Annotated in this window: 18 protein-coding genes; 9 read left to right on the top strand and 9 right to left on the bottom strand. The window is 70.5% G+C overall.

All coding sequences use genetic code 11. From position 1 onward, the window contains the following. Positions 1–6: 6 nt before the first annotated feature. The gene (gene queG / locus ASG40_RS15855; RefSeq protein WP_082524114.1) at positions 7–1,179 is read right to left on the bottom strand and encodes a tRNA epoxyqueuosine(34) reductase QueG; all 1,173 of its coding nucleotides are present in this window, start codon (positions 1,177–1,179) and stop codon (positions 7–9) included. A 103-nt stretch (positions 1,180–1,282) separates the two neighbouring features. Then, positions 1,283–1,975: a glutathione S-transferase family protein gene (locus ASG40_RS15850; RefSeq protein WP_055887906.1), complete on the bottom strand. Its 693-nt coding sequence runs from the start codon at positions 1,973–1,975 to the stop codon at positions 1,283–1,285. 230 nt (positions 1,976–2,205) lie between these two features. On the opposite strand from ASG40_RS15850, the gene ASG40_RS15845 reads away from it, so the two are divergent. The 4 genes from ASG40_RS15845 (at position 2,206) to ASG40_RS15830 (ending at position 5,972) form a co-directional block, all read left to right on the top strand. Next, a complete protein-coding gene (locus tag ASG40_RS15845; RefSeq protein WP_055888103.1) occupies positions 2,206–3,009 on the top strand; it encodes an undecaprenyl-diphosphate phosphatase in 804 nt (267 codons plus the stop codon). 115 nt (positions 3,010–3,124) lie between these two features. Continuing rightward, positions 3,125–4,957 carry a methylmalonyl-CoA mutase subunit beta gene (locus ASG40_RS15840; RefSeq protein ID WP_055887903.1) on the top strand — a complete coding sequence of 611 codons (1,833 nt, stop codon included), beginning with the start codon at positions 3,125–3,127 and terminating at the stop codon, positions 4,955–4,957. 72 nt (positions 4,958–5,029) lie between these two features. Then, positions 5,030–5,410 carry a hypothetical protein gene (locus ASG40_RS15835; RefSeq protein ID WP_055888101.1) on the top strand — a complete coding sequence of 127 codons (381 nt, stop codon included), beginning with the start codon at positions 5,030–5,032 and terminating at the stop codon, positions 5,408–5,410. Positions 5,411–5,543: 133 nt separating this feature from the next. Then, positions 5,544–5,972: a hypothetical protein gene (locus ASG40_RS15830; protein ID WP_055887899.1), complete on the top strand. Its 429-nt coding sequence runs from the start codon at positions 5,544–5,546 to the stop codon at positions 5,970–5,972. A gap of 169 nt (positions 5,973–6,141) precedes the next feature. On the opposite strand, the gene ASG40_RS15825 is transcribed toward ASG40_RS15830, so the two are convergent. The 4 genes from ASG40_RS15825 to ASG40_RS15810 form a co-directional block, all read right to left on the bottom strand. Continuing rightward, complete coding sequence (locus ASG40_RS15825) at positions 6,142–7,617, bottom strand: methyl-accepting chemotaxis protein (RefSeq protein WP_055887896.1); 1,476 nt, start codon at positions 7,615–7,617, stop codon at positions 6,142–6,144. A 178-nt stretch (positions 7,618–7,795) separates the two neighbouring features. Then, complete coding sequence (lepA, locus tag ASG40_RS15820; RefSeq protein WP_055887894.1) at positions 7,796–9,601, bottom strand: translation elongation factor 4; 1,806 nt, start codon at positions 9,599–9,601, stop codon at positions 7,796–7,798. A gap of 138 nt (positions 9,602–9,739) precedes the next feature. Further along, a complete protein-coding gene (locus ASG40_RS15815) occupies positions 9,740–11,839 on the bottom strand; it encodes a response regulator (RefSeq protein WP_055887891.1) in 2,100 nt (699 codons plus the stop codon). A gap of 106 nt (positions 11,840–11,945) precedes the next feature. Then, positions 11,946–12,737, bottom strand: coding sequence for a HugZ family pyridoxamine 5'-phosphate oxidase (locus ASG40_RS15810; RefSeq protein WP_055887890.1), 792 nt, complete (start codon positions 12,735–12,737; stop codon positions 11,946–11,948). 328 nt (positions 12,738–13,065) lie between these two features. On the opposite strand from ASG40_RS15810, the gene ASG40_RS15805 reads away from it, so the two are divergent. From ASG40_RS15805 to ASG40_RS15785, 5 genes are all read left to right on the top strand, one after another. Further along, positions 13,066–13,776, top strand: a complete 711-nt coding sequence (locus tag ASG40_RS15805) for a response regulator transcription factor (protein WP_055887887.1) — start codon at positions 13,066–13,068, stop codon at positions 13,774–13,776. Positions 13,777–13,815: 39 nt separating this feature from the next. Next, the gene (locus ASG40_RS15800) at positions 13,816–15,576 is read left to right on the top strand and encodes a sensor histidine kinase (protein ID WP_055888099.1); all 1,761 of its coding nucleotides are present in this window, start codon (positions 13,816–13,818) and stop codon (positions 15,574–15,576) included. 9 nt (positions 15,577–15,585) lie between these two features. After that, complete coding sequence (locus tag ASG40_RS15795) at positions 15,586–16,110, top strand: HPr kinase/phosphorylase (protein WP_082494449.1); 525 nt, start codon at positions 15,586–15,588, stop codon at positions 16,108–16,110. 125 nt (positions 16,111–16,235) lie between these two features. Beyond that, on the top strand, positions 16,236–16,637 hold the full coding sequence (locus ASG40_RS15790; protein WP_055887883.1) for a PTS sugar transporter subunit IIA: 402 nt from the start codon (positions 16,236–16,238) through the stop codon (positions 16,635–16,637). 94 nt (positions 16,638–16,731) lie between these two features. Continuing rightward, a complete protein-coding gene (locus tag ASG40_RS15785) occupies positions 16,732–17,055 on the top strand; it encodes an HPr family phosphocarrier protein (RefSeq protein ID WP_055887880.1) in 324 nt (107 codons plus the stop codon). A gap of 14 nt (positions 17,056–17,069) precedes the next feature. Here the strand turns inward: ASG40_RS15785 and ASG40_RS15780 are convergent, their stop codons facing one another. The 3 genes from ASG40_RS15780 to ASG40_RS15770 all read right to left on the bottom strand — a co-directional run bounded on the left by ASG40_RS15780 (position 17,070) and on the right by ASG40_RS15770 (position 20,779). Next, positions 17,070–18,005, bottom strand: coding sequence for a hypothetical protein (locus ASG40_RS15780; RefSeq protein ID WP_156387760.1), 936 nt, complete (start codon positions 18,003–18,005; stop codon positions 17,070–17,072). 134 nt (positions 18,006–18,139) lie between these two features. Beyond that, entirely contained in the window at positions 18,140–19,228 is a 1,089-nt protein-coding gene (locus ASG40_RS15775) for a CobW family GTP-binding protein (protein WP_055887873.1), read from the bottom strand. Positions 19,229–19,279: 51 nt separating this feature from the next. Next, on the bottom strand, positions 19,280–20,779 hold the full coding sequence (locus ASG40_RS15770; protein WP_055887870.1) for a D-alanyl-D-alanine carboxypeptidase family protein: 1,500 nt from the start codon (positions 20,777–20,779) through the stop codon (positions 19,280–19,282). Positions 20,780–20,962 lie beyond the last annotated feature (183 nt).

Here is a 20,962-nt window from a genome sequence, read left to right as displayed (position 1 = left end):
CCGTCGTCAGGTCGCGCCGGGGCGCACCGGGGCCATATCGCGCGCGGCGTCCCATTCCGCCAGCACGTCGGCGTCGGTTTCTCGGCCCGCGTGGTCGTCGGCGAGGATCGCGAAGCGCGCCGGATCGAGGAGCCGGGCGGCCGCCCACACCGCCATGCCGCGCACCAGGGCGGACGGATCGCGCAGGTTGTCGAGGGCGCCCTGCGCTAAGGTCTCGTCCCGCGAATTGCCGATGGCGATGAGAACGTTGCGCAGGAAGCGGTCGCGCCCGGTCCGCTTGATCGGCGTGCCGGCGAAGCGGACCCGGAACGCCGCCTCGTCGAGGCGGGCGAGGTCGGCCAGCGGCGGCGCGAGGAGGTCGTTGCGTGCCGCCAGCCGCGATTCGCCCGCCGCCCTGGCGAACTTGTTCCAAGGGCAGACGGCGAGACAATCGTCGCAGCCGAAGATGCGGTTGCCGATGGCCGCGCGGAACTCCGGCGCGATCGGCCCCTCGTGCTCGATGGTGAGGTAGGAGATGCAGCGCCGCGCATCGAGCCGGTAGGGCGCCGGCAGCGCGCCCGTCGGGCAGATGTCGAGGCAGCGCCGGCAGCCGCCGCAATGGTCGGCCTCGGGCGCATCCGGCGCGAACGCGGCCGAGGTGTAGATGGCGCCCAAGAGCAGCCAGTTCCCGAACGCCCGCGACAGCAGCACCGTGTGCTTGCCCTGCCAGCCCAGGCCGGCGGCGGCCGCCAGCGGCTTCTCCATCACGGGGGCGGTGTCCACGAACACCTTCACGCGGACGTCGCCCTTGGCCGAGAGGTAGCCGCCGAGTTCCTTCAGCTTGCCCTTCAGCACCTCGTGGTAGTCGCGCCGCTGGGCGTAGGCCGCGATGGCGCCGCGGTCCCGCCGTTCGAGGAGCGACAACGGATCGGTCTCGGGACCGTAGTTCATCCCGAGCATGACGACCGACCGGACCTGCGGCCACAGCACGGCCGGGTCGGCGCGCTGGTCGGCGCGGTCCTGCATCCACGCCATCCCGCCGTGGAAATCGGCGGCGAGCCAGCCCGCGAGGTCTTCGGGGAGGCCCGGCACGGCGTCGGGCGTCGTCACCCGGACGAGGTCGAAGCCGAGACGGCGGGCGCGGGTCTCGAGGGCGTCCCGGAGTTCGCCGCCGGCGAGGATCTTTCGGGGCTGTTTCATGCCGGAGGAGGCCGGCTCGTCACGCATCGGCGCTTCCCGGAACGGGCTCCGCGCCCGCCCGGGAAACGGCGTCCGTGCCGGATCGGGAGCCGCGCGAAGGACGTCAGAAATCGAGGTCCGCGTAATGGTCGGCCGGGGCCATGCCGGGCACACGGTCGGCGAGCAGGGTGCGGAAGGACGGGCGCGACTTCACCCGCGCGTACCAGTCCTTGGCGGTCTCGTCCTCGTCCCATGGCACGTCGCCGAGGTAATCCACGCAGGAGAGATGGGCCGCCGCCGCGAGATCGGCATAGGTGAGATGGTCGCCCGACAGCCAGCGCCGCCGCCCCATCAGGTAGCCGATGTATTTGAGGTGGTAGCGCACGTTGGTGCGCGCGGCGCGGATCGCGTGCATGTCCGGCGGACCGCCGCCCACCGCGCTCGTCATGAACCGCTTGTGGATCTTCTCCAGCACCAGGTAGCCGGTCACCTCCGCGTCGAACTTGACGAGGAACCAGTCGAGCAGCCGGCGGACCTCGACCCGGTCGGCGGTGACCTCCGGCAGCAGGCGCCGGCCGCTGAGGCCGAGCCCGCGGGTCTCGTCGAGATATTCCGCGATGATGCCGGGCCCCGGCACGGCCAGCCCCGTCTCCTCGACGAGGACCGGCGTGGTGCCGGCGGGATTGAGGAGCAGGAAGGCGTCGCGACGCTCCCACGGCTTTTCTTCGACGAGGGCCGGCTCCATGCCCATCTCGGCCAGGACCAGGCGCACGAAACGTGAGTGCGGGCAGAAGGGGGAATGGTGCAGCGTCGCCATCGAGGCCGTTTCGGACGGGTTTCGGCGCGTCGGGCCGACGGGCCGTGTCGAAGCCCCTCGTGAACGGGCCGCGGTTGAGACTTATTGCTCGATCGTTGCCGCCTCATTAACACGCTCGACCTTTCACGGTAACCGTCCGTCAACCGCGATCGGACAAGCCTGCCCCGCGGCCCGCTCGACGGCGCGATGAACGCGACACCCAACCACCACGATATCGGGGCGATCAGATGATGGATGCGGTCGGCATCGCGAAGGCGGTCGTGCTCGGCGTGGTGGAAGGCGCCACCGAGTTCATCCCGGTGTCCTCCACCGGCCACCAGCTCCTGGTCGGGCACTTCATCGGCTTCAAGTCGCCCAACAACACCTTCGAGGTGCTGATCCAGCTCGGCGCCATCCTGGCGATCCTGACGGTCTACTTCCGCCGCCTGCTGGGCGTGGCGCTGGCGTTCCCCAACGATCCGCGGGCGCGCCGCTTCGTCTTCGGCATCCTGATCGCCTTCCTGCCGGCGGCGATCATCGGCGGCCTCCTGTCGAAATACATCAAGTACTTCCTGTTCAACCCGTGGATCGTCTGCGCGACCCTGGTGGCCGGCGGCCTCGTCCTGCTCGTCATCGACGAGACCGACCTCGAGGTCGAGAAACGCGACGTGTTCGACTTCCCCCTGGTGATGGACCTCAAGATCGGCCTGTTCCAGTGCCTGGCCATGATCCCCGGCGTGTCGCGCTCGGGCGCCACCATCGTCGGCGCGATGCTGATGGGGGCCGACAAGCGCTCGGCCACCGAGTTCTCGTTCTACCTCGCGATGCCGACGATGGCCGGAGCCTTCGCCAAGGACCTGCTCGACAACTACAAGAACCTCACGGTGGACGACACCGGCCTCATCGTCATCGGCTTCATCACCGCCTTCATCTCCGCCCTGATCGTGGTGCGCACGGTGCTCGACTACGTCTCGGCCCACGGCTTCCGGTTGTTCGCCTGGTGGCGGATCATCGTCGGGTCGCTCGGGTTCGCGGGCCTGATCGTGTTCGGATAGGCGTCGCGGGCACAGCCACAAGGCGATTGCCTCCACGCGGCCCGTCATGCGAGGGCTTGCAGCGAAACCGTGTCCGGCCACGCTCGGCCGGCGCATCGCTCGCGAGGCCCTGACGATGGAAGACCGCCCCTTCGCCGACCTGTTTCCGCCGGCCACCCGCGAGCGCTGGCTCGGCCTGGTGGAAGGCGTGCTCAAGGGCGGCGATTTCGAGAAGCGGCTGGTCTCGCGCAGCGCCGACGGCATCCGGATCGAACCGCTCTACGAGGCGGCCGAGCCGGTGGCCCAACCGATGCGGGCGCCCGGCCCGTGGCGGATCTCCCAGCGCCTCGACCATCCCGATCCGGCCGCCGCCAACGCGCTCGCCCTGGCCGACCTCGAAGGCGGCGCCGACGCGCTCACCCTGGTCTTTGCCGGCGCGCCGTCGGCCCGCGGCTACGGGCTCGAAGCCCACGACGTCACCGCCCTCGAGACCGCCCTGTCGGGCGTGATGCTGCCGCTCATCGGCTTGCGCCTCGACGCCGGTGCCCGTGGCATCGAAGCCGCGGAACTCGTCAAGGCCCTGGCCGAGGCCCGCGGCGAGGCGCTCGGCGCCCTCGACCTCGATCTCGGCCTCGATCCGATCGGCACCCTGGCGGCCACTGGCGCCGAGGCGGACGAGGGTCTGTCGCAGGCCGCCGCGCTGCTGGCGACGTTCGATGCGGCCGGCTTCACCGGCCGCGCCATGCTCGCCGACGGGCGCCCCTATCACGAGGCCGGCGCCAGCGAGGGGGCGGAACTCGCCGCCGTGCTCGCCACCGCCGTGGCCTACCTGCGCGGCCTCGAGGCCTCCGGCCACGACCTGGCACGGGCGCGCGACGCGATCGCCGTGCTGCTGGTGGCAGATGCCGACGAGTTCCTGACCATCGCCAAGTTCCGCGCCATGCGCCGGCTGTGGGCGCGGGTGGAGGCCGCCTGCGGGCTCGACCCGAAGCCCCTGCGCCTGCATGCCGAGACCGCCTGGCGGATGATGACCCGGCGCGAGCCCTTCACCAACATCCTGCGCACGACGCTCGCCACCGCCTCCGCGGGCCTGGGCGGCGCCGATGCGGTCACCGCCCTGCCCTACACCCTGGCACTCGGCCTCTCAGACGGTTTCGCCCGGCGGGTGGCACGCAACAGCCAGATCGTGCTGATCGAGGAATCCAACCTCGCCAGGGTCGCCGACCCGGCCGCCGGCGCGGGCAGCTTCGAGACCCTGACGCAATCGCTGGCCGAGACCGCCTGGGCCGGCTTCCAGGAGATCGAGCGCGAGGGCGGCATCCTCGCCAGCCTCCGGGCGGGACACCTCCAGGGCCGGATCGCGGCGATGCGGGCGAACCGCACCAAGGCGGTGGCGACACGCCGCGAGGCGCTCACCGGCGCCAGCGAATTCCCGAACCTCTACGAGAAGCCCGTCACCGTCCTCGACGTGCCGGCCGCCGCACCCATGCCGGCGGGCGAGGCCGCCCTGCCCTCGCACCGCCTCGCCGAGCCCTACGAGGCGCTGCGCGACACGTCCGATGCGCATCTGGCATCCTCGGGCAAGCGCCCGGCGGTGTTCCTGGCCAACCTCGGCCCGGTGGCGGTCTTCAACGCGCGCTCGACCTTCGCGGCCAACGCCTTTGCGGCGGGCGGCATCGAGGCCCTGGGCAACGACGGCTTCGTCGAGCCCGCAGCCTTGGCCGAGGCCTTCACCGCATCCGGCGCGGCCATCGCCTGCCTGTGCTCGTCCGATGCGCTCTACGCCACCCATGCGGTGGCGGCTGCCGAGGCCCTGAAGGCGGCGGGCGCCCGCGAGATCTATCTGGCCGGCAAGCCGGGCGACCTCGACGCGGCGCTCAGGCAGGCCGGCGTCACCGGTTACCTCCATGCCGGCGGCGACCTCCTCGCGCTGCTAGGGGCGGCGCTGGCCACGGCGGCCGCGGCCTGAGCGCCCAGCCCGCAACCGTTGTGGGCGCTTGGCGGTTTCCCGGGTCCACCAACACGGATCGAGGACATGACGATGCGTCTCCTGAGCCTTGCAGCCCTGACCTCCGCCATCGCGGTCGCCGCAACGGGGCCGGTGGCCGCCAAGAAGGTCGCCGTCCCCGACCGCTACGACGGCAGCTGGAGCATCGAGGTCATAACCGAGGACGGCCCCTGCGACCGCGCCTATCGCTACGGCGTGAAGATCGATCGCGGGCAGGCGAGTTATGCGGGCGACGACTTCGACGTGCGCGGACGCGTCTCCGGCAACGGCAGCGTCAAGGCGGTGATCGCGCGCGGGTCGGACAGCGCCAGCGTCGTCGGCCGCCTCGGACGTGAGGGCTTGGGCAACGGCACCTGGACCACAAACGGACCAGTCCGTTGCACGGGTCGCTGGAACGCCGAACGCCGCGGCTAGCCCCGCGATCTGTGCCCCCGGCGTCACAGGCGCGACCCGGCATCACGATCTCGTCGTTCGGCCCTGTTCCGGCCGGGTTCCCTGGTGAATACTCGGGTGGCACCGATCTTAGCCATGCCTGAGGCCTTCCCCGATGAAAGCCGTGCTGCTCAGCCTTGTGACCGTCGTCGCTCTCACGCCGCCGGTGCAGGCGGGGCCTCGGGTTCCCGGTAGCGCGCACGAGATGCTGCTTCCCCTGGAGCAGGCGGCCACCGCCTGTTTCGCCGAGACCGTGGCGGCCAACCCGCGCAGCATGGCCTTCGCGCGGGCCGGACGCTGGTACGAGGCGGCCAGCGTCACCGGCTTCCTGTGCCGTCCGGAGGTCGACGCCATGGTCGGCGCGCACGACCGGCTCTACGGGCGCGGCACCGGCAACCGCTTCTTTAAGAACGCCTACGCCAGGCACCTCGGGCAGCAGCTGGCCGACCGGCTCAAGCCGTTCCTCGAACGCACCGCGGTCGCCAACGCCGAACCACGCGATGGCGCCGCCTCCGATGCGAGCGGCAAGGGCACCGACGAGTAGAGCGGGAAGCGATCCGCGACGCGGCGGAAGCGGCCCGGGGGTCGGGCACAGACCGCGAGCCGCGTCGTACGGTGTCCTGTCGATCACGTCGTGGTGCGGAAACGGGCTTCGCTCGCGCGCCGTGCGGGCTCGGCGATGCGGTTCCGCCTCGGTTCGCCGGGTCGCCGTCTCAGGCCAGGGCCCTCGCCGAGACGGCGACCCGGCGAACCGAGGCGTCGATCTCTCCGGCGGTCTGCGAGATGCCCTCCATGCTCTCGCGTACGAGCTGTACGCTCTTTGCCGCGTTCTGCATGTTCAGGGACATGTCGCGGGTGACGGCGGATTGCTCGGTCACCGCCGAGGACACGCTCAGCGAGATCTCGCTCAGATGCGCGATGGTCGCGGTGATCGCCGTGATCGCGTCGACGGCCTGGTCCGTGGCCGCCTGCACGGCGCCGATCTGGGTGCCGATCTCCTGGGTCGCCCGCGACGATTGGGCGGCGAGCGCCTTCACCTCCGTGGCGACCACGGCAAAGCCCCGTCCCGCTTCGCCGGCCCGCGCCGCCTCGATGGTGGCGTTGAGTGCCAGGAGGTTGGTCTGGTCGGCGATGGAGCGGATCAGGCTCACGGCCTCGCCGATCCTGTCGGCGGCCGTCGTCAGGCCCGAGATGATGCCATTGGCTTCGCGGGCGCGCACGACGGCATCGTCCGCCGCGGTCCTCGCCTCCGTGGCGTGCCGGCTCAATTCCTCGATGGAGGCGGCGAACTCCTCGGCCCCCGCGGCGATGGCCTGGACGTTGCCGGAGGTCTCGACGGCGCTGTCCGTCGTCTTCTGGGCGCGGACGGCCACGTCGGACATCGCGTGGGTGATCGCCTCGATGTCGCCGTCGATGACCTTCTGGCCGGCGATCCGGCGCATGCGGTCGTTCACCTGCTGCGTCACGTCCGTCGCGAACTTGACGACCGAGGAAGGCCGGCCCTCCGCGTCGAGGATCGGGTTGTAGGCACCCATGATCCACACGACGCGGCCGTCCTTGGCCTGGCGCTGGAACTCGCCGGCTTGATAGCGGCCCTCGGCGAGCGCCGCCCAGAAGGCCGCGTAGGCGGGGCTATCGCGCTCGGCTTCGCTGACGAAAAGGCTGTGGTGACGGCCGCGGACTTCCTCGATCCGGTAGCCCATGGTGGACAGGAAGTTCTCGTTGGCGTCGGTGATGGTGCCGTCGAGGGTGAAATGGATGACCGCCTGGGACCGGTCGAGCGCCGCGATCTGCCCCTGATAGACGGCGTCGCGGGCCTTCTGCGCGGTGATGTCGGTGGCGAACTTCACGATCTTGACCGGACGCCCGCGGCGATCGAGCACCGGGTTGTAGGACGCCTGGATGTAGATCGTCCGCCCGCCCTTGCCGACCCGCTTGAACTCGCGCGACTGGAACTGGCCCTGGCGAAGCTGCTCCCAGAAGGCCCGGTACTCGGCGCTGTCCCGCTCGGCCTCGGGGACCAGCATGGCGTGCGGCCGCCCCTCGATCTCGTCGAGGCGATAGCCGATCACGTCGAGGAAGGGCTGGTTGGCCCGCAGGATGCGCCCGTCGAGCGAAAATTCGATCCGCCCGAGCGACTTGTCGAGCGCACGCAGAACCGCGGAATCGGACAGGATATTGAGCGACATGTTGGACAACCCAGGAGCGGCACTGGGCAATCCTATCCCGGCATTGATAAAATTCGATTAAAATTGCCGCTTTTCGAAAGATATAACCAATTTGTCCGCATCAATGAACAATTCGAGAGTTCTATATCGGATTTGTACCGCCTAAAGTATAAAATATACAATCGATATATGACGCTGGCTAATCATCCATCTTCAGCGCCGCAATGAAGGCCTCCTGCGGAATTTCCACACGGCCGAACTGGCGCATCTTCTTCTTGCCCTCCTTCTGCTTGTCCAGGAGTTTGCGCTTGCGCGAGATGTCGCCGCCGTAGCACTTGGCGGTGACGTCCTTGGACAGGGCCTTGATGGTCTCGCGGGCGATGATCTTGCCGCCGAGCGCCGCCTGGACCGGGATCTGGAACAGGTGGCGTGGGATGAGGTCCTTCAGCTTCTCGCACATCGCCCGGCCGCGATGCTCGGCGCGGGTGCGGTGGACCAGCATCGAGAGGGCGTCCACCGGCTCGGCATTGACGAGGATCGACATCTTCACGAGGTCGCCCTCGCGGTAATCGGAGATGTGATAGTCGAAGCTCGCGTAGCCTTTCGAGATCGACTTCAGGCGATCGTAGAAATCGAACACCACTTCGTTGAGCGGCAGGTCGTAGACGACCATGGCGCGCTTGCCGACGTAGTTGAGGTCAACCTGGGTGCCGCGCCGGTCCTGGCACAGCTTGAGCACGCCGCCGAGATACTCGTCGGGCGTGAGGATCGTGGCGCGGATCCACGGCTCCTCGATGGCCGTGATCTTCATCACGTCCGGCATGTCGGCCGGGTTGTGGAGTTCCTTGACCGTGCCGTCGGTCATCTGCAGGCGGTAGACGACGGAGGGCGCCGTCGAGATGAGGTCGAGGTTGAACTCGCGCTCCAGCCGTTCCTGGATGATCTCCAGGTGCAGCAGCCCAAGGAAGCCGCAGCGGAAGCCGAAGCCGAGCGCCGCCGAGGTCTCCATCTCGTAGGAGAAACTCGCGTCGTTCAGGCGCAGCTTGCTCATGGCGCTGCGCAGGGTCTCGAACTCGGCGGCATCCACGGGGAACAGGCCGCAGAAGACGACCGACTGCACGTCCTTGAAGCCCGGCAGCATCTCCTTGCAGGGGCGCTTGTCCTCGGTGAGGGTGTCGCCGACGCGGGTGTCGGCGACCTCCTTGATCGAGCCGGTGAAGAAGCCGACCTCGCCGGGGCCGAGTTCGGCGATGTCCGCCATCTTCGGCCGGAACACGCCGATCTTGTCGACGCCGTGCACGGCGTCGGCCCGCATCATGCGGATGTTCATGCCCTTCTTGAGCACGCCGTCGACGATGCGGACCAGCACCACGACGCCGAGATAGACGTCGTACCAGCTGTCCACCAGCAGGGCCTTGAGGGGCGCGTCGCGGTCGCCCTTGGGCGGCGGCAGGCGCTTGACGATGGCCTCCAGCACCGCCTCGATGTTGAGCCCGCTCTTCGCAGAGATCGCCACGGCCTCGGAGGCGTCGATGCCGATGACCTCCTCGATCTGGGCGCGGATGCGCTCGGGCTCGGCCGCGGGCAGGTCGATCTTGTTGAGGACGGGCACGATCTCGTGGTTGGCGTCGAGCGCCTGGTAGACGTTGGCCAGCGTCTGCGCCTCGACGCCCTGGGAGGCGTCCACCACCAGCAGCGAGCCCTCGCAGGCGGCCAGCGACCGCGAGACCTCGTAGGCGAAGTCGACGTGGCCGGGGGTGTCCATCAGGTTGAGGATGTAGTCCTTGCCGTCCTCGGCCTTGTATTCGAGGCGCACGGTCTGCGCCTTGATGGTGATGCCGCGCTCCTTCTCGATGTCCATCGAGTCGAGCATCTGCTCGCTCATGTCGCGCAGGGCCACGGTACCGGTGGTCTGGATCAGCCGGTCGGCCAGGGTCGATTTACCGTGGTCGATATGGGCGACGATGGAGAAGTTGCGGATGTTGTCGATGGGGGATGTCGTCATCGAGAATTGGCTCTCCGGCGCGGCGCGGCCCGTCGGCTTGAGGCGAGGGCCCGGCGCACGGTCTGTCGGCTTCTAGGAACGGACCCGCGAGATAGCAGTGCCGCCCGCCAGCGCCAAGCGAGCGTGGCGTCGCGCCGGTCAGAGCAGCGCGACGGTGGAGGAGACGTCGGGGCTCTGCAGGGACGTGAGTTCGCCGAAGGTGCGCCTGGCCAGATCGCGGGCGATGGAGCAGCGCCGCTGCGCCGCCGTCGACTCAGGCCCCTCGGCCGCGGCGGCGAGCCGTCCGTAGGCGTTGGCGAGGTCGAGGAAGCCGAGGCGGGCGGCGGCCACAGCGATGGTCTGCGCTTCGCGGGCCGAGCTCGCGGCATCGCCTGCGGTCTCCAGGAGCGACATGAAGGCGCGCAGGGTGCCCTGGGCGGCGGCGAGGCCGAGTTCGGACCGCAGGCTATCGTAGCAGGCCCGCTCGAACACCGCCGGCCGGCTCGGGCGCTGACCGCCTTCACCGGCATCCAGGAGGACGAAGGCGGAGAGCTGCCGCGCCACCGCCTCGGCGAGGGAGGCGCGGTCGAACGGCTTGGCGAGGTGGTCGTTGATTCCCGCCTCCGTGAAGGCGCGCACCCGCTGGGGCATCACGTCGGCGGTCAGGGCGAGGATCGGCACGCGGCGCGAGGGATGCTGCAGGGCGCGGATGCGGCGGGCGGCGGTCAAGCCGTCCATCACCGGCATCACCATGTCCATCAGCACGAGATCGTAGGTCCGGGCCTGGACCGCCTCCACGGCGGCCAGGCCATCGCCGACGACGTCGACGACGCAGCCGGACCGTTCGAGCATCGCCCGCACCACCTCCTGGTCGATGGCGCCGTCCTCGGCCAGGAGCACGCGGGTGGGGCGCGTCAAGGCCACGTCCATCGCCGCCGGGGCGGGCTCGGCTTCGAGGGATGCCGGCAGCACCACGGAGAACCGGTAGGCGGCCGCCTCGCCGGGCCGGGTCGTCCGGTCGAGGCGCCCTCCCATCAGCCCGATCAAGCGCTGGGCCATGGCGAGGCCGAGGCCGCCGCCGTCGATGAGGGCCGCCCGTGGCAGCACCGTGACGTTGGTCTGGTCGGGGACCGTCGCGACGATGGCGATGCGCAGCACGTCCGCCCCCTGCCCGAGGCGGGGGCCGAGGACCGAGAGGCGGATCGTTCCGGCCTGGGCCACGCCGACCGCGTCGTTGAGGAGGTTCAGGAGGATCTGGCGCAGGCGGCGCTCGTCGCCCGTCACCTGCGCGGGCAGGTCGTGGCCGAAGCTGGAGTCGAGGATCAGGCCCTTGCCCTCGGCGGCCGGGCGGACGAGGTCGACGACGCCGGCGATCACGGCCACCGGGGCGAAGCTGCGCCGTTCGATCCGCAGGTCACCCGTCTCGGATTTCGCGTAGTCGAGGATGTCGTCCACCGCCACGAGCAGGGTCTCGGTGGCGGCCTCGACGAGGGCGAGGTGGCGGCGCTGCTGCGGTTCGAGCGGGCCGCCGTCGGTGAGGAGGTCGATGAAGCCGCGGATGGCGGTGAGCGGCGTGCGGATCTCGTGGCTCATCAGGCCGATGAACTCGGATTTCGCGCGGGTGGTGTTCTCGGCCCTGGCCCGGCCGAGCTCGGCCGCATCGCGGGCCATGCGCCACTCGTCGGACTGGTTGCGCCGCTCGGTGACGTCGCGCAGGCACGACAGGATGGTGGGGCCGCCCTCGGCCACGCCATCGGCCACGGGGTCGTTGACGGCCTCGACCCAGATCCAGTGGCCGTCGGCATGGCGCATGCGCACCGCGAGGACCACGCTGCAGCCGGTCGCCTCGACGGCCGCGTCCGCCGCGTCGAAGGCCGCGAGGTCGTCCGGGTGGACGCGCGCGCGCAGGACGGTGGCGTCGCTGCCGGTACCGAACAGGCGCGCGAACGAGGGGGTCGCGTAGGTGGCGGGCTCGCCGGCACGGCGCAGCAGGACGACGTCGGTCATGCCCTGGGCGACGACCCGCTCCGGCGCCACCTGCCGCCGGGGGCCGTCCCCGTCCGGGGCCGACCGGCCTCGTTCGGCGGCGGCGATGGCGACAATGGTCGAGAGGCGCAGGCGCGCTTCCTCGGCCGAGCTCGGGTCGGCGGCGCTCCCCGGCAGGATCCGGGCGACCGCCCAGCTCCAGGCTCGGGCGAACCCGATCCTGACGGACCGCAGGAGGGTTCCGGGCGAACCGCCTTCACGCAACCGACTCATGACACTCCGCACGCATGGAACCGACCGCGGGCGATCGGGCCCGCGGCCCGATCCTAGCGGCTCAGTCGTTTCGAATGCGTAGCGGCGCCGGCCGCTGGTCGTGCTGTCAGGCGGCCGGCCCGCCGCCCCCGGCGCGGGCGGAGGCGGCCATCTCCACCAGGACCTTGCGCAGGCTGCCCATATCCCGCACCGGGCTCGGATAGGGGATGCGGGCGGTGCGGTCGCCGGCCAGCAGGTCCATTCCCTCCGGGTCGATCCCTGTCAGCCGCCAGTTCGCCGTGGCGTCGCCCGCATAGGCCGCCAGGGCATCGGCGTGGTCGGCGTTCATATGGGAGACGGCGCCCGCCTCGCCGGCGACGATCGCCTCGCACCCCGAGAGGTCGAGGAGGAGTTCGGACTTGGTCAGGGTCGCGGCCTTGGCGAATCCCCCGTTGAGGTGGCCGGCGGTGGGCTCCAGGGCGAAGAACGCGAAGTCGGGAAAATCGGCGTAGAGCTTGGCCTTGGGGTGGCGCATCAGGAAGCGCTCCCGCGCCCGCGCCTCCTCCGTCCGGCGCACGAGGCCGGTCACCGTCAGGCGCGGATGGGCCAGGGGGTCGCCCTTGCCGCCGGCGCTGAACAGGAGCGAGGCGCGCGGGTCTTTGAGCAGGTTGCGGGTGTGGCCGGACAGGCGCGAGAGCAGCATCAGCGGCGTCCCGTCGACGTCGGTGGCCATCGTCACCAGCGAGGCGAAGGGGGTGCCGTCATCCGGATCGAGGGTGGCGAGCGCCCCCGAGCGGACGGTCCGCAGGAGGTGCCGGGCGAGCCCGATGGCGTCGAACGGCGCCTCCGAGGCCGGAAGCGGTTGCGCGGGGCCGCGACGCGGCTCGGAGAGGGGCGGTGGGGTCTCGTCGCTGGCCATGGCGGATCGAATTCCTCGAGTGCGGCGGGTGGGGTGAGCATAGCCCGGGCGGCCCGCACGTCACGGGGTCACGCCCCGCGACCTCTTCGCCGGAGGGCTCGCGGCACGGGGTGGCCGCCTGCGGAATATCCCGCCCCTTACGGTCAAGCTACCACGACCGCTCGCTTTTTTAGATCGCACCGGCTACAGGGGATGACTCTCCGCGCGAATGCGGCCCGTCTCGGACACGGCCGCGACCGCGTTTTGCCGGACCCTTTCGCCAGGGCCGGATGCGGAGGCGCTGGCTCGTGACGGGCCCGTGGGCCGCATCCGAGCAATAGGGAACGCCATGCCGACCATTGCCCTCGTCGACGACGACCGCAACATCCTCACCTCCGTCTCGATCGCGCTGGAGACGGAAGGCTACCGCATCCAGACCTATACGGACGGCGCCTCGGCCCTCGACGGGCTCAAGCACTCGCCCCCGGACCTCGCGATCTTCGACATCAAGATGCCGCGCATGGACGGCATGGAGCTGCTGCGCCGCCTGCGGCAGAAATCCGACCTGCCGGTCATCTTCCTCACCTCGAAGGACGAGGAGATCGACGAGTTGTTCGGCCTCAAGATGGGTGCGGACGACTTCATCCATAAGCCGTTCTCGCAGCGCCTGCTTGTGGAGCGCGTCAAGGCGGTCCTGCGCCGGTTCGCGCCCAAGGACGGCCCGGGTGCGGCCGCCCGCGAGGCCGATGCTGCCGCCCGGTCCCTGGAGCGCGGCCTCCTGATGATGGACCCCGAGCGCCACACCTGCACCTGGAAGGGCGAGCCCGTGACCCTCACGGTCACCGAGTTCCTGATCCTGCAGGCCCTGGCGCATCGCCCCGGCGTCGTGAAGAGCCGCAACGCCCTGATGGACGCCGCCTACGACGACCAGGTCTACGTCGACGACCGCACCATCGACAGCCACATCAAGCGGCTGCGCAAGAAGTTCAAGGTGGTGGACACCAACTTCGACATGATCGAAACCCTCTACGGCGTTGGCTACCGCTTCAAGGAAAGCTGAGGCGCGCCGCCCCTTCGATTCGTGCCGACCCGGACCACCGTGGCTCCCTCCGACGAGAACATTCCCCCGCGCGGCCTGCTGGCGTGGCCGCGCCTGCTGTGGCGCGGGATCGGGCAGAGGGCCTCCTCGAGCCTGACGCGGCGCATCGTCGTCCTCAATCTCGTGGGGCTCTTCGCCCTCCTGTTCGGCTTCCTCTATCTCAACCAGTTCCGACAGGGCCTGATCCAGGCCAGGGTCCAGAGCCTGCTGATCCAGGGCGAGATCATCGCCGGCGCGATCGCCTCCTCGGCCTCCGTGGAGACGGACGCCATCCGGATCGATCCCGACAAGCTCCTGCAGCTCCAGGCGGGCGAGCCCGGATCCTTGCGCGAGGAGAACCCCTCGCCGCTGACCTTCTCCCTCAACCCGGAACGGGTGGCGCCGCTGCTGCGCCGCCTGGTGACGCCCACCGGAAATCGTGCCCGCGTCTACGACCAGGACGGCGGCCTCCTGTTCGACACCCGCACGCTGTCGGCCCGCGGCGAGATCGGGCGCGCCGACGGCCTGCCGCGGCATCGCCGCAACGTGCTCGAACAGGCTTACGACTTCGTCCAGGCGAAGATCTTCGGCGCGGTCCTGGGAGACCCCCCGGCGCAGCCCGACGAGGCCGGGCCGACCAACGGCCAATCCCTCAAGGAGGTCCAGGTCGCCCTTGCAGGGTCGCGCGGCACCGTGGTCCGCCGCAACCGGGCGACGGAGACCATCGTTTCGGTGGCGGTGCCGATCCAGCGCGGCGGCGTCGTGCGCGGCGCCCTGATGCTCTCGACGCAAGGGGGCGACATCGACCGGGTGATCGCCTCCGAGCGGTTCGGCCTGCTGCAGGTCTTCCTCATCGCCGCCCTGGTGATGCTGGTGCTCTCGATCCTGCTCGCCGGTGCCATCGCCGGCCCGGTCCGGCGCCTGGCCGACGCGGCCGAGAAGGTGCGCCTGGGGATCAAGTCGCGCGAGGAGATCCCGGACTTCACCGGCCGCACCGACGAGATCGGCCACCTCTCGGGCGCCCTGCGCGACATGACCCAGGCCCTCTACCGCCGTATCGACGCCATCGAGAGTTTCGCCGCCGACGTCAGCCACGAGCTCAAGAACCCGCTCACCTCCCTGCGCAGCGCCGTCGAGACCCTGCCGCTGGCACGCAGCGACGAGTCGCGCGGGCGGCTCCTGGCGATCATCCAGCACGACGTGAAGCGCCTCGACCGCCTGATCAGCGACATCTCCGACGCCTCACGCCTCGATGCCGAACTGGCGCGGGCCGAGGCGCGACGGGTCGACCTGCGCAAGCTCCTCACCACCGTCGTCTCGGTGGCCAACGAGCGCAAGCGCGCCAAGGACGCCTTCATCCAGTTCGACGTCGACGCGCCGCCCGGCGACGTCGAGGCGCCGTTCATGATCTTCGGCCACGACAGCCGGCTCGGGCAGGTGATCAACAACCTCCTCGACAACGCCCGCTCGTTCTCCCCCCCCGACGCCAAGGTCCGGGTCGCCCTGCGCCGCGTGAAGGGCGAGGTCGAGATGATCGTCGAGGACGAGGGCCCGGGTATTCCCCAGGACGCGCTGGAGCGGATCTTCGAGCGGTTCTACACCGACCGCCCCGAGCAGGGATTCGGCCAGAACTCCGGCCTCGGGCTGTCGATCTCCCGCCAGATCGTCCAGGCCCATCGCGGCACCATCCGCGCCGAGAACCGGCCCGGCCCCGCCGACGAGGACGGCGAGCCCACGATCCGCGGCGCCCGCTTCATCGTGCGCCTGCCGTCGCTGCGCTGATCGCGGCCGATGCCGGTCGCCTCGCCCCTTCGTGAGACCGTGCATGCGACGGCCGTGGCGATCCGCGAGGCCGGCGTTCTGATCAGGGGCCAATCGGGGACGGGCAAGACCGCCCTCGCCCTGGCGCTCCTCGATCGGGCGGCGATGGGCGGCATCCATGCCGGTCTCGTGGGCGACGACCGCATCCGGCTCGAACGACACCATGGGCGCCTCGTCGCCGGTCCGCATCCGGATCTGGCGGGGCTCGCCGAGGTTCGCGGCCACGGCATCCGGCGCCTCGCTGCGACGCACGACGCGGCGGTTGTGCGCCTCGTGGTCGATCTGGGACGCGATGACGAACGCCTGCCCGAGCACGGCGCGGATCGCGTCACCCTCCTCGACGTCGCCCTGCCCCGTCTCACCCTCGGACCAGGGCTCCTGCGGAGCGGTCTCGGGGTCCGGCTGGTCTTCGACGCCCTCGACACGCAGGCCGTGTGCGTTGCGGCGCAGACGCACCTGCCGATTCTCGCAGCGTGGCATGACGGCGACCCGTAGCCTCGGCACATCCACCATGGCATGATCGTGACGTTGTGCCGTACAAAACGTCGCGACCGTCTTGCGCACGACATTGCGCTGCACAAAATGGCAGCGGCTTCTCGAGAGCGCTGGAACATGCGTCGATGATTGGAATGGTGCTCGTCACCCACGGGCTGCTCGCGACGGAGTTCAAAGCCGCGCTCGAGCACGTCGTGGGTCCTCAGAAGCAGATCGAGACGATCACGATCGGCCCCGAGGACGACATGGAAACCCGCCGCCTCGACATCATGTCGGCGGTGGGCCGGGTCAACACTGGCAACGGCGTCGTCGTGCTCACCGACATGTTCGGCGGCACGCCGTCGAACCTCGCCCTGTCCTGTATGAGCGGCGGCTGCGTCGAGGTGGTCGCCGGCATCAACCTTCCCATGCTGATCAAGCTCGCCAGCGTCCGCGACGAGGAGACCCTCGGGGACGCGGTGCTCCACGCCCAGGAGGCGGGGCGCAAGTACATTAACGTCGCCTCGCGGGTCCTTGCGGGAAAATGAGCTTTCGCCGGACGCGGGAAGGGCTTAACCACGGTTCCATCATGAGAGCGTGGCCGAAGCGACCGCGCCGAACCGAGGAAGCGGCCCGCACCCGATGAGCGAGACCTTCGAGGCCGAGGACGACGATCTCCCACCGGTGCCCGAGGGCGGACTGCTGGAGGTCGTTCCTGTCATCAACCGACGTGGGCTGCACGCGCGCGCCTCCGCCAAGTTCGTCCAGACCGTCGAGCGCTACGACGCCCAGGTCACGGTCACGCGGTCCGGCGAGACCGTGGGCGGTCGCTCGATCATGGGCCTTCTCACCCTCGGCGCGGCCCAGGGGACGACCATCGCGGTGACCTCGGTGGGGCCGGACGCCCGCGCCTGCATGGACGCGATCGTCGCCCTCCTCGCCAACCGGTTCGGCGAGGACGAGTAGTCCCGCCCCGCGGCTTAGCCGCGGATACGGTCGTCCTTCGGCACCGCGGCGACGACGCTGCGCCGATCCTCCGCCTGTTTCCACAGCACTGCGCCGGCGCCGGTTCCCAAGTGGATGCGGCCCGCGACGAGGCGTCCCGACCGTCTCACAAGGTCGACGCAGGCCTCGCCGCGCCGACCGAAGCGGCGGGTCACCACACGCACCATGATCGCCTGCGAGGGATCGTCGAGGATCGGTCGCGCCGACACGCGGGCGTCGAGGCCGAGGAAGTCCTCGACGGCATCGCGGATGCGGCCGGGGTCGACCACACATTCGATCTCCGACCGGTCGCGGGCGATGGCATTCGGGGGGCGGATACCGAGGACGTTCCCCGCGGGGATATCGCGGCGGGCGCTCACGGCCGAGCGCAACGGTGCCATCGTTCGTTCGAGCAGCGACGCGGCCGGCTCGATCTCGGCACCGGAGCGGTCGAGGCGCATTCCGAGGGCGACGAGGCCCTCGTCGAGGGCCTGCGCGACGGCGCCGGCATGGGCAGGATGGACGGTCGGGGCCAGGGTCAGGCCCGGCGGCTGCCAGGGCCGGACACGGCCACGCCCCCATACGGCCGACGGCATGACGAGGCCGACGACGCCCTCGATGCGGGTCCGTCCCGCCGACCCGGCGAGAGCGAAGGCGAACGCCGGCTCGACGCCGCGCTCCTGATGCTGCGCCGCCGCCAGCAGGTAGTCGGGATCGGCGAAGACCGGCGTGGGCACGCCCATGCGCGCGAGCAGGTCGCGCCAGGCCACCACCCGCTCGTCGGTGACCGCCGACGCCTTCTTGATCTCGACCGACCAGGTGTCCGGCCCGGGCCTGACGGGCTCCGCCTCCGGCCGCGGCCATCCGATGCCGCCTTGCCCGATGCCGCCTTGCCCGAGGCCACCTTGGATCACCCTGAACCTGTGTCGCATGCAATCGTCCTGATCCCGGGTGGGGATGTCTCGATCCGGGACGCCGCCGCCGTCACGGCGCGTCCCTCACCACCCGGGTACCAAGATCGATGCCGGCTTGCCGCCGACCGGGACCGGGACCGCCGAAGGCCGTTTCAGCCGCCGGGGATCGCCAGGGGGTTGGCGGTGAGCGCCGCCGCGTCCGGCGCGTCGAGGCGCGGACGGCCGAGGAAGGCGTCCCACAGACCCTGGACGAAGGCGGTGTCGAGGTCGCGCACGATCAGGACGAGACGGGAGCGGCGATCGGAATCCGGCCAGGCCTCGAGGACCACGGGGGTATGGATGATGTGCTGGACGCCGTGGACGACGACGGGGCGATCGGGCGAATCGGCGAGTCCGACCAGTCCCTTCAGGCGCAGCAGCTTGGGGCCGTGGGCCGAGCGCAGCAGATCGAGGAACATCTCGAACGCCGGGCGCGGCACCGGTGTCTCGCTCGTCAGCGTGAAGGCACGGATCGCCGCGTCGTGGCGGTTCACGTCGTGGTGGTGATGCCCATGATGGTGGTGGTGGTGGTCCACCGCCTCCGCACCGAGCCAGGCGCGCACGTCCGCGCTCTTGCCCTCGACGCCGAACAGCCCTCCGAGAAGATCGGCCGCGGCGACGTCGCCCTCGTGGATGCCGGCGCCGGGGTTGAGGGCGGCGAGCCGCCCGCGCAGGGCCGCCCCGCCATCGGGGGCGAGATCGGCCTTGGCCACGACGATCCGGTCGGCCACCGCCGCCTGGCGCAGGGCCTCGGGATGGGCGTCGAGGGTGGCCTCGCCGTTGACGGCATCGACCACGGTGACGACGCCCTGCAGCCGGTACCGCATCACCAGATAGGGGTGGTAGATCAGTGCGTGCAGGATCGGCGCGGGGTCGGCCAGCCCCGTCGTCTCGATGACGACCCGGCGGAACGGCGTGACGCGGCCGTTGTCGCGCTTGCGCAGAAGGTCCTCGAGGGTGGCGATGAGGTCGCCGCGCACGGTGCAGCACAGGCAGCCGGCGCCGAGCAGGATCATGTCCTGGTCGACCGATTCGATCAGGAGGTGGTCGAGCCCGATCTCGCCGAACTCGTTGACGATGACCACCGTGTCGGCCAGCGCCGGGTCGCGCAGCAGGCGGTTCAAGAGGGTCGTCTTGCCGGCTCCGAGGAAGCCGGTGAGGACGGTGAGCGGGATCGGGTCCGGGCGGCGCGCGTCTGTCATGCGGATCGCCTTACGCTGGTTTTCCCGCCCCCGTCACCCGCGCCCGGGCGCTCAGTCGCGCGCGCCGCGCCCGGCGGCGGCCTTGGTCGTCCCCGGTTTCTCGGGCTTCTTGTCGCCGGCCTTGGCCGCCGGTTTGGCCGGGGTCGCCTTGGCCGCATTCGGTTTGGCCGGCTTGACGGCCTCTGCCTTCACCTTCGCGCCGCCCGCCAGGACGGGCGTGGTCTCCACCGCGGTGTAGGCGCTGGCGGACGCGGGCGTTCCGGGCCGTGTCTTGACGGTCGCCTTCGCCGTGCTCGAAGCGGGCTTGTCCTGGGTCGTCCGGGTCTTCGCCTGCTTGGCCTCGCGGGCCGCCTCGCGCTTGGCCTTGGCCTCCTCCAGCTTGGCGGTGCGGGCGGCGGCCTTCTCCGCCTTGTCCGCGTCCTCCTGCTGGCTAAGGGCGATGGCGCCCTCGGCGGGATCGCGGCCGATCCAGACCAGGATCGGCTGCAGGGGCGCGCGCGGGGGCAGCGCGCGGTTGCGCAGGGCGGCACTGTTCATGGTGGCGAAGGCGAGGGCGGCGGGGAGGGGCGAGACCGAGGCCATCAACTGGGTGTTGGCCTGGTCGGCGGCGCCGCCGGCGACCACGGCGGCCTGGCCGGAGTCCACCGGCATCGGCTTGCGGCGGTCGCAGATGTAGGGGCGCATGTCCGGCGGCTCGGCGATCGCGGAGGTCGGCAGCGTCTCGAGGGTCGCGGCCCCCCAGCCGGGCGATTGGGTGAAGCCGTAGTCGAACAGGTCCGCCGCCTTGATGTCGCGCTCGCGCGCGCTCGGCTGGCCCATCACCACGGTGATGATGCGCCGGCCGTTGCGGGTGGCGCTCGCCACCACGTTGAAGCCGCCCGAGCAGATGAAGCCGGTCTTCATGCCGTCGGTACCGGCGTAGCGCCCGAGCAGGCCGTTATGGTTGGCCATGACGGAGCGGCCGAACTGGATGGCGCTGATGGAGAAGAGCGGGCGGGAATCGGGGAAGTCCCGGATCAGGGCGCGCCCGAGCACGGCCATGTCCCGCGCCGTCGTCCACTGGCGTGGGTCGGGCAGTCCGTGCGGGTTGGTCCAGCGGCTCTCGCGCATCCCGATCCGCTGGGCCGTCTCGTTCATGGCGGCGGCGAAGCCCTCGACCGAGCCGCCGAGGTTCTCGCCGATCGCGTAGGCCACGTCGTTGGCCGACTTGACCATGATGATCTTGAGGGCGTTGTCGAGGGTGAGTTGGGTGCCCGGCTTGAAGCCCATCTTCGAGGGCGGCTCGGCCGCCGCCTGGGGCGAGATGGTGATCAGCGAATCGAGGCTGACCTTGCCCTGGCGGACCATGTCGAGGGCGACATAGGCGGTCATCAGCTTGGTGACGGAAGCCGGGAACCACGGGTCGGTGGCGCCCTGGGCATGGATCACCTTGCCCGAATCGACGTCCACCACCAGCATCGGTGCGGTGACCGCCTGCGCCGCACACGGCGCGAACAGGCCCGCCGCAGCGGTGAGCCCAAGGACGAAGCGCCTCAAGAATCGGTTCGACATCAGGCCTGTCTCGACGGGGACGATCGCGACGGGGCGGTCCCGTCGCGGCGTGCGGTCTTCGGATGGGGCGGCGTGCCCGCCCGGTCGTCCGGACGTGACCGCAGGGGCGATGACGGGTCCGCCGCACCCGCCACGAGGCCACTCCAACCCGTGTTCCGTGGCGAGAGCATGGCGAAGATGGCC

This window comes from Methylobacterium sp. Leaf399 (assembly GCF_001424525.1).
GTDB lineage: Bacteria > Pseudomonadota > Alphaproteobacteria > Rhizobiales > Beijerinckiaceae > Methylobacterium.
This window is presented reverse-complemented; position numbering and strand designations above follow the sequence as displayed.